Origin of the sequence: Ferrimonas sediminum (assembly GCF_900100175.1) — a bacterium.
Lineage (GTDB): Bacteria > Pseudomonadota > Gammaproteobacteria > Enterobacterales > Shewanellaceae > Ferrimonas > Ferrimonas sediminum.
Window position 1 is genome coordinate 1 of the sequence record NZ_FNEM01000002.1, and the last position, 12,995, is coordinate 12,995.

Genomic DNA, 12,995 nt, shown 5'->3' on the forward strand with positions numbered 1-12,995 from the left:
CCCCGCAACCAACTTTTACAGAAAGCCTGATTCGAAAGAGTCAGGCTTTTTGGTGTGTGTCGGCGGAAAGACATCGGCGCTTAACGTCGAAGCCAAGCCGCAAGTCGCCCTTCCTTTCGATTTACCTGCATATTAACCGCAACATTATGCGCTTTTTGTTCGATTTTAGTAGATCCATACTGTCTCCAGAATAGTTAGGAGACACAGCATGAAAATTCGACCGCTCATTCACATCGAAGCCTCCCGTCCGACTCAGGACGGCGATGGCGTCACCATCCAGCGTATCGCCGGGTTTAAAAATCCGCTTATGGATCCCTTCTTGATGCTCGATGAACTCAAAGGCGATCAATCCCGAGACTACATCGGCGGGTTCCCCTCCCACCCCCACCGTGGCATCGAAACCCTGACCTACATGAAAACCGGTCACTTTTTGCATCAGGATCACCTGGGCAACCGGGGAGAACTCAAAGACGGCGGGGCGCAATGGATGAGTGCCGGCAAAGGCGTGATCCACTCTGAGATGCCCATCATGACACAGGGCCAACTCCATGGCTTTCAGCTTTGGATCAACCTGCCTGCCGAGAAGAAGATGCAGCCCGCGGACTATCAGGAGTTTCAAAAAGACACCATCGCCAACATCGAACTGGCTCAAGACAGCAGCATGAAGCTGATCAGTGGCAGTTATGCCGGCCAGCGCGGTCCGCTGGTGCGCCAGGCCGTTCCCATGCTGATTGCCGATCTCAGCCTGTACGGCGAGCACCATCTGACTATCCCTGACAGCATGCAGGTCATGGCCTACCTTTATCAGGGCCGTGTCGCCACAGAGAAAGGTTCAATCCACGCCGGTCATATGCTCTATTTTGGCGAAGGCGAGACCGTTCACCTAAATACCAAAGACAGCGCCAGGATGCTGCTGTTGGCCGGAGAACCAATTCGAGAACCCATAGTGCACTGGGGTCCGTTTGTGATGAACAGCCAACAACAGATCGATACCGCCATCCGCCAGTACCAGCAAGGCACACTGACCGATTAAGCAACGTCGGTCCGCTGTGCAGGAAACCAGCACTCGGCACACTATTTGGGAACTTTTTGGCTCAAGTCGTCTCAGAATTAGACTCCCTCTGGCAGGGAGTAACTGATTTTAATAGGATAGTATCGGACTTACAGACGAAAGCGGGCTCCCACATGTTGCTGGAACGATTTGAACAGGCAAAAAACTACCTCAACCAGATGGTCATCGGCCAGCCTGAGATGGTCGAAGGACTTCTCATCGCCCTGGTGGCCAATGGCCACTTATTGGTGGAAGGCCCACCGGGACTGGCCAAAACCCGAGCAGTAAAAGCCCTGGCAGACAGCATCGAAGGCAATTTTCACCGGGTCCAATTTACCCCTGATCTGCTGCCCGCTGATCTGACCGGTACCGACATCTTCAGGCAGGAAACCGGCCAGTTTGAATTTCAGGCCGGGCCACTGTTTCACAATCTGCTGCTGGCCGATGAAATCAACCGGGCGCCGGCCAAGGTTCAGTCTGCGCTGCTGGAAGCCATGGCCGAGAATCAGATAACGGTGGGCAAAACCAGTTACCGGCTACCGGAACTGTTCCTGGTATTGGCAACCCAGAATCCCATCGAGAACGAGGGCACCTACCCACTGCCGGAAGCCCAACTGGACCGTTTTCTGCTTCACCTGTCTCTGGATTACCCCGGACCCGACGTCGAAAAACAGATTTTGGCCCTCAGCCGGCAGGAGGCGCTGTCTACTCCTCCTCAGCCCCCGGTGCCGCTGACCCAATCCGAAGTTTTCAGTGCCCGCAAACAGGCGCTGGAGCTCTATCTGGCGCCACAACTGGAGGACTACATGGTCCACCTGGTGGACGCCACCCGGGCGCCTCAGCGCTACAGCGACCAGTTGCAACGTTACCTGGAATGGGGTGTGAGTCCACGGGCCACCATCGCCCTCGAGCGCTGTGCCCGAGCCAGAGCCTGGCTGCACGGCAAGGATTACGTGGCACCGGAAGACATTCAGGCGGTCCTGCCCAATGTCCTCAGACACCGGCTGCTACTCAGTTATCAGGCGGAAGCCGAAGGGGTTAATGCCGATGAGATCATTAACCAAATCATTAAGTTAGTGGCCTTGTCCTGATGGTCAGTCTGCCGACCCACAGCAACGGCATCGATGTCAGTCTTGAGGAGCTGCTGATCTATCGCGGACCGGCAGCACGCAACAATCCATTTAAAGGGTTACCCCGCACCAGCCACCGCGCTGGCCAGAACCTGAGCCGCATCAAAGGCCGCGGCATGGAATTTGACGAAGTCCGCCGCTATCAAAGTGGCGATGATGTCCGTACCATCGACTGGCGAGTCACGGCCAGAACCGGTCATGCCCACACCAAGCTGTTTCGCGAAGAGCGGGAGCGCCCGGTGCTGCTGTTTGTGGATCTGGGCAACCGCCTGCATTGCGGTTCCGCACTGTTGCTGCAGTCGGTTCAGGCCTGTCACCTGGCGGCAATGCTGGGATGGCAGAGCATCAACGCCGGCGAGCGTCTGGGCGGCATCATCTGCCGGGAAGGGGGCCATCGGGAACACAAGCCTCGGGCTCGCCGTCAGGGGATCGCCCCGCTGCTGGACTCTCTGGTTGAACTGCACCGGGCAGAGCAGCAATCGGAGCCGCAATACCTGGATACCGGCCTGAACAGGCTGCGACGACTGGCGCACCCCGGCAGCGTGGTACTGGTGATTTCCGATGGTCTGGGATTTAACGACCACCACCTCGACATTCTGGCGGAGATGGCCAGGCACAGCGAAATCCGCCTGTTTCAAATAACCGACCCGCTGTCAAAACGACTGGCTCAACTCAATGCCGACGCGGTATTGCCGGTATGGTACCAGGGCAAGCTGACCACCCTGAACCATACCGGGCGTCAACAGTGGCTGCAACAGCTTGAACAGGAGCAACAACACTTCGTCCAGGGAAGCCGCCAACGTGGCCTGGCCCGAAGCCAGGTGGATGCCGCCATCCCCTTAACGGAGCAACTGGAAACACTATGGCACCCGATCCGTTAGCTCAACTGAGAGACATCATCACCGAACCGGCGCCCTGGAGCTGGCCGCTTTCTATCAGCGCCAGCCTGGTTCTGCTGGCATTGAGTGTGGCCCTGGGGCTGGGGCTGGTCTGGGTGTGGCACCGACACCGTCACCAACGGCCATTGCGCTGCGCCCTGCAGGAGCTGCAAGCCTTACCGGACACCGTGACCATAACCGACCTCAGTGGCCTGATGAAGCGCACCGCCCTGTGTTACTACCCCAGAGAGCAGGTAGCCAGCCTAAGCGGAGCCGACTGGGCGCAGTGGCTGGCCCAATATCAAGCCCCCGACCACCAACGCCAGTGGCAACAACTGCAGCAACGACAATATCAAGCCAACGCCGAGGTTCGTCGTGACGGCGTTACGGCACTGCTGACCCATACCCTCAAGCGGCTCAGCAAAGGGAGGAAGCCATGTTAACCCTGGCCTGGCCCTATCTATTGCTGGCCGTGATTCTCCCCTGGCTACTGCCCCGGCCTCGCCAGCGTCAGAGCGCCATCACCGCTCTTAAGTTGCCCTGGGGACAATCCCCTCTGCACAGCAGCGAACGCCGACCCACACCGGCTTGGCTGAAGCTCGTCATGTTGATCGCCTGGTTGGCCCTGGTTGCTGCCTGCGCCCGACCACAATGGCTGGGTGAACCGGTGCCCCTGGAGCGTCAGGGCCGGGATCTGATGATCGCCGCCGACCTTTCCGGCAGCATGCAGATTCAGGACATGCGCTACCAGGGCAACATGATTGACCGTTTCAGTATGATGCAACATCTGCTGGGAGACTTTGTCCGTCGCCGGGAAGGGGATCGCATCGGCTTAATCCTGTTTGCCGACGGAGCCTACCTGCAAGCGCCGCTGACCTTCGACCGCTATACGGTGAAGCGCTACCTCGATGAAGCGGTACTGGGGCTGGTTGGACAGCAAACCGCCATTGGTGACGCCATCGCCCTGGCGGTCAAACGGTTCAGCCAGCTTCAGGAGAGCAACAAGGTGTTGCTACTGCTCACCGATGGCAGCAACAATGCCGGGCAGTTCAATGTCGATCAGGCCCTGCAGCTGGCAAAAAACGCCGGGGTAAAGATCTACGCCATCGGCATCGGTGCCGACAGCCTCAAGCAAACCAGCTGGATGGGCTTCGACACGCGCCAGGTCAACCCCAGTCGGGATCTGAATGAAGCGGTGCTTCAACAGTTGGCCAATGAGACCGGAGGCCAGTATTTTCGGGCCCGCAGCGGCGACAACATGGAGCAGATCTACGCCAGACTCGATCAACTCGAGCCGGTGGCACGAGACGAAAAAAGATGGCGCCCCAAAACCGAACTCTATGCCTGGCCTCTGGGTCTGGCCTTGTTGCTGACCACACTGGGGCTGATGGCAAGCCGGAGGGTACAGCGTGACTGACTTTCATCTGATTCGACCATGGTGGCTGCTGGCACTGGCACTGCTTCCCGCGCTCTACCTGGCCTCAAAGCGCTACCGCAACCACGGCCTCAACTGGCAACAATTGGTGCCCGAGCATCTTCAGGCCGCCATGTTGATGCGCCATCAGGATCAGCACCCCTCCCGGCGCAGCCAGTGGCCCTGGTGGCTGGCGGCCCTGTGCATGCTGGCCCTCAGTGGTCCCAGTTGGACCCGCCTGGAGGTGCCGGTGTTTCAGCTCAATCAGGGCAGGGTCATCGTCATGGACATGTCCTACTCCATGTATGCCACCGATCTGACACCGAACCGACTGACTCAATCCCGGTTTAAAGCCATTGACCTCATCCGGAGTTTTGACGAGGGAGAAACCGGTCTCATCGCCTACGCCGGCGACGCCTTCACCCTGGCACCGATGACCGACGACAAGCAAACCCTGCTCAACCTGATCCCCACGCTGTCGCCTGAAATCATGCCGGTACCGGGCTCCGACCTGCCCAGTGCTCTGGAGTTGGCCAGCACCCTGCTGAAAGACGCCGGCTACCACAAGGGCGAGATCATTCTGTTTATTGACGGCATCAACGATGAGCACGCCTCCCGGGCATTGGAACTGGCACAATCCCAGCCCTGGAACCTGAAGGTGTACGTGCTGGGCACCGATGCCGGGGCTCCCATGCGTCGCTCCGATGGCAAGCTGGTAAAAAACCGGGCTGGAGAGGTGATCGTGGCACAAGCCAACACCGCGTTACTGAACAAACTGGCCGATGCCGGCAACGGCAGGCTCATTCCGTTCCGTGCGGGTGATCAAGACATCGCCACACTGGCTGCCCCCCTGCACCGGCAGGACCAGAGCAAGCACACGCAACAACAGCAACGGAGCACTGATCAATGGCAGGATATGGGCATCTACCTGCTGCCACTGCTGCTGCTCCCGGCTGCCTGGTTCGCCCGTCGCTACCTGCCGTTACTGATGCTGTCGCTATTGGTGCTACCTCCGGCCCCCGCCGACGCCGCCTGGTGGCAATCGTCCCAATCTCAGGCCAATGAGCTGATGCGCCAGGGCCAGCATCAGCAGGCTGCTGACCTGCTGCCCGACGGCAGTCAGAAAGCCGAAGCCTACTATCGCAGTAACCAGTTTGAACAGGCGCTGACCCAGTATCAGCAACTGCCTCAAAGCGCCCGCTCTCTGTATAATCAGGGCAACGCCCTCGCCCGTCTGAACCAGCTCAAGCCTGCACAACACGCCTATGAACAGGCACTGGCGCTGAACCCCAAGCTTGAAGCCGCCCAGGCCAACCTGCAACTGGTCAAGCAGTTGCAAGAACAGCAGCAGAAACAACAGCAGGCTGGCGACGGCGATCAGGGGCAGGAAGGCCAGCAGGATCAGAATCAGCAGCCCGGGGATCAAGACGGCCAGGAGCAAACGCCGCCATCCGACAATCAGAGTCAACAGAGCCAAGACCAATCCCAGAACTCGAATCAGAGTCAGGGGCAAAGCGCCTCCGACGATCAATCTCAGTCCGCGCCGGACAGCGACCCGCAAGGTTCACCGCCTCGGCCGGAGCTCGGCGACAGCCACGACTCCGGCACCGGCGCCCGGCAACCGGACGGACAGGCGCCACCAGCGCCGGCGCCCCTCCCTCCGTCTGATGATGCACAACCGTCGCAGACCCGCGAGGAGTTTGAAGCCGCCTCCGAAGGCGCTAACGACACCTCGTCGCCGGATCAGGCTCACCCCCAAGGGAGGGCTGCTGCCGATGGCCCTTCCGATACCGAGCAGCAGGAGCCGCCGGCGTCCATCGATGCCCGAACGCTGGAACGCATTCAGGACGACCCCAGCCTGCTGCTGAGAAACAAGATGAAACTAGAGTATGAGCGCCGCCGCCGGGCCGGCCAGATCAATGAGGAGCGTACCCAGTGGTAAATCGATTGGTACTGCTAATGATGCTGTGCATCTCCCCCGCTTGCTGGTCTTACAGCAGCTTAACCGCCAGTATCGACGCCAACCCGGTTGTGGCCAACCAATCGTTCGTGCTTACGGTCATTGCCGACGACGACGTCGACGCCAACGCACTGGATACCACCGTCCTGGAAAACCAGTTCACCGTGGTTCGTAACAACGTCAGCCGTTCCACCCAGATCATCAACTTCAACACTCGGCGGGAAACCCGCTGGCAACTGGTGCTGATACCTAAAAGCACCGGCACACTCACCATCCCTGCGCTGATGGCCGATGGCCTGCAAAGCCAGCCCATCACCCTTAAGGTGGTGGCAGACGGCGCCAAAGCCGGCCAGTTGGCCACGGTATTCATGAAAGCCGGCCTCAGCGAGCACGAAGTGTGGCTTGGCCAGCCGGTGGACTACTGGGTCAAACTTTACCTGGCGACGGAGCTGCAACGCGGCCAACTGTCCGAACCGCAACTGGCCAACGCCAGCGTCGTTCAGCTCGGGCAGGACAGAAACGGCAACGAGGTGGTGAATGGCCGCCGTTACCGGGTGATCGAGCGCCACTACCTGATCACCCCCCAGCAAGCCGGCACGCTGACAGTAAAAGGCTCGGATTTCAGCGGCGACATCCTCAAGCCAGGGCGAAGTAATGACCTGTTTGCCCGCAGCCTGTCCACCCCGGTGCAGGTGATGGGCAGCCCGGTGACTCTGACGGTGAAACAGCCTCCGGCGTCCTTCACCGAGCCATGGCTGGTAGCCAACGCCGTTTCCCTGTCGGAACAGTGGAACCCGGAGCAGCTAACGGTTGAGGTTGGCGACCCCATTACTCGAATCATCAACCTGACCGCCGTCGGCACCTCGGAGGCTGCCCTGCCGACACTGGCTCTGGACTACCCGAAAGGGCTGAAAAGCTATCCGGATAAAGCGGAACGAGGAGACGATCACCAAGGCAAAGAGATCGTGGCCCGCCTGCAGCAAAGCACTGCCATTGTGGCCTCCAGTGCCGGAGAGTACACCCTGCCGGAGATTCGGGTTGCCTGGTGGAACAGCAAGCTCAATCGGAAAGAGTACGCCACGCTGGCCGCCCGTACCCTGACGGTACTGCCAGGAGAAGCCACCGCCGCACCGGCTCCCCCACCGTCACAGCCGGAACAGGCCCAGCCGGCTCAACCTGAAGAGTCTGTGCTTTGGCGATACCTGTCGATGTTGCTGGCCATCGCGCTGGTGCTGACCTTTATCTGGGGCTACCGGCGTCAGCCAGCGGCCACCGCCCCCGCCGCGGCGCCACGACTTCAGTCTGAGGCTGACAGCGGATTCGTTCAGGCTGCGCAGAACAACGATCTTCAACGGGCGCTGAAACTCCTGCCCGCGCACCTGGACGGCATTCGGGGCCCCACGCCGTCACTGAGTCAGGTTCGCACCCTGTTCCCCGAACTGGCACCGGAACTGGATCAACTGCAGCAAGCCCAATTCGGCCGTCAGCAACAGCCGGTGCAGGTATTGCAACTGCTGAAACTGGTGACCGCCTTACAAAAAAAAGTTCAACAAAACCAACAACACCTACCAGAACTTAATCCCAAAGCCTGAAAAGCAGATACACTCTGTACCTAAGGCATGAGCACTCATCGCCTGGAGCGCGCCCACTCTTCGCCTCCAGGCCGGCTACTCACTCCAGGGCGCCTCGATGGTCGGCGCCTTGCGGTGAAAACCACTGCCCGGGACAGGCAACAGAAAAATGTTGAAAATATTCCGAAAGAAAACGCAGCCTTCACCGGTCTTAGATGACATGGTGAGTAAACAAAACCGTTATGAAAGCCTGGTTAGGGCTTTGAATACAGAGCTCTACCGCTATGCCTACTGGCTCAGCGGCAACCCCACGGTGGCGGAAGATCTGGTTCAAGAGACCTTTCTCAGAGCATGGAAGGCGCTGGACTCTCTTAAGGATGACAAAGCCGCCAAGGCATGGCTGATCACCATTTTACGGCGTGAAAATGCCCGTCGATTTGAGCGTAAACAGCTGGATGTCAGTGACATCGACGACTATCAGGTCGCCGACAACCACGCCACCAGCAACGAGCAACTGGTGGACAATGCGCTGCTTCGCAAGCACATCGCCGCATTGGCAGAGGACTATCGCGAACCCCTGGTATTGCAGGTGTTGCATGGTTTTAATGGCGACGAAATCGCTGAAATTATGGGTTTAAACAGAAATACCGTTATGACCCGGCTATTTCGGGCCCGAAACCAACTGCGCGAGAAGCTCGAAGATAAGTCGCTTTCCCGGGAGTTAAACAATGGATGAATTGAAGTTCCGTCGGCAAGCCTATGCCGATCCAAGCAGTCAGGAGCAGGACTTCATCGACGCCACCTTACAAGAAGCGGCCCGGCAGAGCTTTGTCGACGAGCTGCAACTGTTGGATGAACATCTGGCCTCGGCCATGAAGGTGGCTCCGCCTGAGGATCTGGCCAACCGAATTTTACTGCAGCAGAACCTTAACCAGTTTCAGCAGCAAAAGAAACGCCAGCGGTTCCACCTGGCTGCAGCGGCCTCGGTCGCCTTCGTAATCGGCTTGTCGCTGACCTTTATCCGCCAACCCGCCAGCCTGGGCGATCATGCCCTGGCTCACGTGGCTCACGAAGCCGGCTTTGCCGACAAAGTGGATGAATCGGTTAGCCTCAATGCCCTCAACACCAAACTGGCTAGCTTTGGCGGAAAAATGGAGCAGATGCCCGGTCACATCTATTACGCCAACTACTGCGATTTCGACGGCGTTCGCAGCCTGCACATGGTAATGGACACCCCGGACGGCAAGATGACGGTGTTCTTTGTTCCCAAAGAACAAAACAAATCGATGTCTCCCGAGTTTGGCAATGATCAATACACTGGCGAGGCCTTTGAGAAGGGTCGCTTCCAGATCGCCGTGGTCGGTGGCAAGCAGCAGCAGATCGACTCGACGGTTTCTCTGCTGAGAAACTCAGTTTCCAGCATCTGATCGTCATCCCCCTCCTGATTCGGCTGGCTGGCCTATTTGACCAGCCGGCCGAATCTGCCCCAACCGCAGCAATCCGTCCTGTCCGAGCCCCTCCCTGAGCAGCGGCCGCCTTATTCAACCGTTCGCGACGGCCATCAGCAGCATAAAGCGCCGTTCGTGAAGGTGGTCACATATAGCCGTCTCTGATAGGATGAAAAGCGATTGGGATTAACCGCCCTATCAGTCTGTTTGATTTTTCATCACATTTGTTGCATTTCGTCGCATCGCGGCCAACAAATCAATATCAATGCCTTCAGACTCAGCAATCAACACTCTGCAGCCCTTCGCCGACTGCAATGAGACCGTGTTTAATAAACAACAAAATTAAGTAGACTCATGATTTCTACCCCAGCACTCATAACCTTTTTTGGTTATCTGATTCTGTTGTTGGTGATTGGTACTCTTGCCTACCGCGCCACAACCACATCCAGTGACTACATTCTGGGCGGCCGTAAAATGGGGCCCGCCGTCACCGCTCTCAGTGTCGGCGCTTCCGACATGTCTGGCTGGTTGCTGCTCGGCCTGCCCGGAGCGGTGTACCTCTCTGGCCTGGGTGAAATGTGGATTGGTGTCGGCCTGCTGGTCGGTGCCTGGATCAACTGGCTAGTGGTCGCCAAGCGGTTACGGATCTACACCCATTTCACCGACGATGCCCTGACCATGCCAGATTTTCTGGAGAAACGGTTTCACGATACCGGTGCCTTGCGGCTGGTGGCAGCCAGCATCACCCTGCTGTTCTTCGTCTTCTACACCTCGTCTGGCATGGTGGGTGGCGCCATCCTGTTCGAGAAAGTCTTTGGGCTGGACTACCTGACCGCCCTGATGATCGGCAGTGCCATCATCGTCTCCTACACCTTTGTGGGCGGTTTTTTTGCCGTCAGTTGGACCGATTTTCTGCAAGGCTTGCTGATGCTGTTTGCCCTGTTGTTGGTACCCACCATGGTGTTTGGCATTCAAGGAGCCAGTGTCGACACCCTGCCCGAGTCGATGACCCAGCTGGTCTCGGACAACACCACCACCATCGGCATGCTGTCCTTGCTGGCCTGGGGACTGGGTTATTTTGGCCAGCCCCACATCCTGAGCCGATTTATGGCCATTGGTGATGTTAAAGATCTGCCTCTGTCGCGCCGCATCGCCATGAGCTGGATGTTACTGTCCCTGCTGGGAGCCCTGGCCACCGGCCTGGCGGGTGCCGTCCATTTCCACGGCGACACCCTGGCCAATTCAGAAACGGTGTTCATTGAGCTGAGCCGGGTGCTGTTTAACCCCTGGCTCGCCGGTATTCTGATTGCCGCCATCCTGTCGGCCATCATGAGCACCATCGACTCACAGTTGCTGGTGTGCTCCTCCGTCGTCACCGAGGATTTCTACAAGAAGTGGTTGCGTCCCGACGCCAGTGAGCGGGAAAAGGTGATGGTCGGCCGACTGACCGTGCTGGCAGTTGCCATTATTGCCACCCTCATCGCCCTGGATCCTGAGAGCACAGTACTGGAACTGGTCAGCTACGCCTGGGCCGGCTTTGGCGCCTCTTTTGGCCCGGTGATTCTGTTGGCGCTGTACTGGAAGCACTACAGCCGCTTCGGTGCCATCGCCACCATTTTGGTCGGCGCGGCAACCGTGGTTACCTGGAAACAGATGCAAGGTGGAATCTTTGATCTTTATGAAATTTTACCTGGTTTTCTGCTCGCTACTTTAGCCGGTATCGCCGTCAGCAAACTGTTACCTGCCGATAACAAAACCCAAGCTCTTCACCACGCTTTTGAGCAAAAGCTCTAAGCTTTTCTGTTTGCGGGGGCAACTGCCCCCGCACATCTCTCTACCAACACCGGCTCACGCAGACAGTTTCCCCTCCTTGCGACCAATTTAGGGTATTAACTCTAAAAGCGAGCGGCAAATACACATACCTTTAACATGGTGTGATATGGCTTCACAATCGAAGCATTTCGTGGCAAATTCACTCTAAAATACGTTCTGGTCGGAGCTGTATTGGTGCTCAATCCCCCCTACAATGGCGCCAATTCAAAGGGGCGTATTTTGGGTTTGAACTTGCATCGAACTCCGCCGAAAAAAGACACAACTAAAGACCCCGAGGCCTGTCCGAAGGGAAAATAATAACAATCTGAATTTAGAGAGAGTTATGAAAACGTTTAACAAGACGATTATTGCCACTGCGCTGATGGCCATCAGCACCGGTTCCTCAGCGGCCGGCTTCCTGCTTAACGAAACCTCAGTATCTGGCCTGGGCCGGGCCTTCGCCGGTGAAGGTGTGGCGGCAGACGACGCCGCCGTGCTGGCTCGTAACCCCGCCGCCATGTCACTGTTCGATGAAACCGCCATCTCCATCGTTGGTACCTACATCGATCCCGGCGTCGACATGCAGGGTGTCAGTGGTGCAGCGGATCCAAGTGATCTGGATATCGACGGTGCCGCCCCTACCGCCTTTGTCCCCGCCGCCTACCTGATCATGCCGCTGAACGACAAGGTCGCCATCGGTTTCGCGGGTTTCTCCAACTTCGGTCTGGGCACCGATTTCGGTAGCGACTACGCCGCAGGTTCCATCGCCGGTAAGACCGAAGTGATGACCATGAACCTGAACGCCAGTGTTTCCTATCGCATCAACGAGCACTGGTCCCTGGGCCTGGGTGCCAACATCATCTACGGTGACGCCGAGCTGAAGCGCTACGCCGGCAACATGTCCGACAACCCGGCCATGAATCCCATTCTGCCAAGCTACGACACCACACTGGCCGATATGTCCGGTGACGGCTTTGGCTATGGCTACAACGTTGGCGTAATGTACGAACTGAACGACAACCATCGTTTCTCGGTAACCTACCGCTCTCAGGTGACCGTTGAGCTGGAAGGTCAGTTCCAGAACGACATCACCACCATGGTTCCAATCTACTCTCAAGCCCTGAGCGCCACCGGTGGCCAGGCCATCGACGGTACCCTGGATCTGGAACTGCCGGACATCTTTGAATTCTCCGGTTACCACAAGGTCACCGACAAGCTGGCGCTGCACACCACCGTAATGTGGACCGGCTGGAGCGTGTTTGAAGAGATTCGCGGCGTGGCCGATCAGGACTTCAACGACGGTGAGGTCTCCATCAGCAAAGGCCAGACCGTGCTGCTGAAGGAAGAGAACTTCGAAGACGCCTGGCGCTTCGGCATCGGCGCCACCTACAACGTCAGCCCGGAATTTACTCTGCGCACCGGTATCGCCTACGACGAAACCCCGGTACCAGAGAGCCACCGCTCCATCTCCATTCCAGATTCCGATCGTGTCTGGTACAGCATCGGTGCTAACTACCAGCTGTCGGACAACGCCAACATCGATCTGGCCTTCTCCTACATCGACGGAGAGCAGGTGGAGGTCAACGAGGATGGCTACGTGCTGAACTCCGAAGGCAACGCCTTCCTGGCCGGCGCTCAGTTCAACTACAGCTTCTGAGTCTGACTTTCTGTTGACGATAAAAGCCGCGACATAATGTCGCGGCTTTTTTGTTTTTCCACTCCGCCCTAATG

Annotated in this window: 11 protein-coding genes; all 11 read left to right on the top strand. The window is 57.9% G+C overall.

Features of this window, described 5'->3' with window-relative positions:
* The first annotated feature begins 208 nt into the window (after nt 1–208).
* The 11 genes from BLT77_RS02315 (at nt 209) to BLT77_RS02365 (ending at nt 12,921) form a co-directional block, all read left to right on the top strand.
* The gene (locus tag BLT77_RS02315; protein ID WP_090361389.1) at nt 209–1,033 is read left to right on the top strand and encodes a pirin family protein; all 825 of its coding nucleotides are present in this window, start codon (nt 209–211) and stop codon (nt 1,031–1,033) included.
* A gap of 152 nt (nt 1,034–1,185) precedes the next feature.
* Nucleotides 1,186–2,142, top strand: coding sequence for an AAA family ATPase (locus BLT77_RS02320; RefSeq protein ID WP_090361392.1), 957 nt, complete (start codon nt 1,186–1,188; stop codon nt 2,140–2,142).
* Nucleotides 2,142–3,062, top strand: coding sequence for a DUF58 domain-containing protein (locus BLT77_RS02325; RefSeq protein WP_090361395.1), 921 nt, complete (start codon nt 2,142–2,144; stop codon nt 3,060–3,062). Before BLT77_RS02320 ends, BLT77_RS02325 begins: the two co-directional genes overlap by 1 nt.
* Nucleotides 3,044–3,502 carry a DUF4381 domain-containing protein gene (locus BLT77_RS02330; RefSeq protein ID WP_090361398.1) on the top strand — a complete coding sequence of 153 codons (459 nt, stop codon included), beginning with the start codon at nt 3,044–3,046 and terminating at the stop codon, nt 3,500–3,502. Before BLT77_RS02325 ends, BLT77_RS02330 begins: the two co-directional genes overlap by 19 nt.
* Nucleotides 3,496–4,476: a vWA domain-containing protein gene (locus BLT77_RS02335; protein WP_090361401.1), complete on the top strand. Its 981-nt coding sequence runs from the start codon at nt 3,496–3,498 to the stop codon at nt 4,474–4,476. Before BLT77_RS02330 ends, BLT77_RS02335 begins: the two co-directional genes overlap by 7 nt.
* Nucleotides 4,469–6,415, top strand: a complete 1,947-nt coding sequence (locus BLT77_RS02340; RefSeq protein WP_090361404.1) for a VWA domain-containing protein — start codon at nt 4,469–4,471, stop codon at nt 6,413–6,415. The genes BLT77_RS02335 and BLT77_RS02340 overlap by 8 nt, the downstream gene beginning before the upstream one ends.
* Nucleotides 6,409–8,025, top strand: coding sequence for a BatD family protein (locus BLT77_RS02345; protein ID WP_143026539.1), 1,617 nt, complete (start codon nt 6,409–6,411; stop codon nt 8,023–8,025). The genes BLT77_RS02340 and BLT77_RS02345 overlap by 7 nt, the downstream gene beginning before the upstream one ends.
* Before the next feature lie 148 nt (nt 8,026–8,173).
* Nucleotides 8,174–8,740, top strand: coding sequence for a sigma-70 family RNA polymerase sigma factor (locus BLT77_RS02350; RefSeq protein WP_090361410.1), 567 nt, complete (start codon nt 8,174–8,176; stop codon nt 8,738–8,740).
* On the top strand, nt 8,733–9,431 hold the full coding sequence (locus tag BLT77_RS02355) for a DUF3379 family protein (RefSeq protein WP_090361413.1): 699 nt from the start codon (nt 8,733–8,735) through the stop codon (nt 9,429–9,431). Before BLT77_RS02350 ends, BLT77_RS02355 begins: the two co-directional genes overlap by 8 nt.
* Nucleotides 9,432–9,806: 375 nt before the next feature.
* Nucleotides 9,807–11,246, top strand: a complete 1,440-nt coding sequence (putP, locus tag BLT77_RS02360; RefSeq protein ID WP_090361417.1) for a sodium/proline symporter PutP — start codon at nt 9,807–9,809, stop codon at nt 11,244–11,246.
* Nucleotides 11,247–11,607: 361 nt separating this feature from the next.
* Nucleotides 11,608–12,921 carry an outer membrane protein transport protein gene (locus BLT77_RS02365; RefSeq protein WP_090361420.1) on the top strand — a complete coding sequence of 438 codons (1,314 nt, stop codon included), beginning with the start codon at nt 11,608–11,610 and terminating at the stop codon, nt 12,919–12,921.
* Nucleotides 12,922–12,995: the final 74 nt, after the last annotated feature.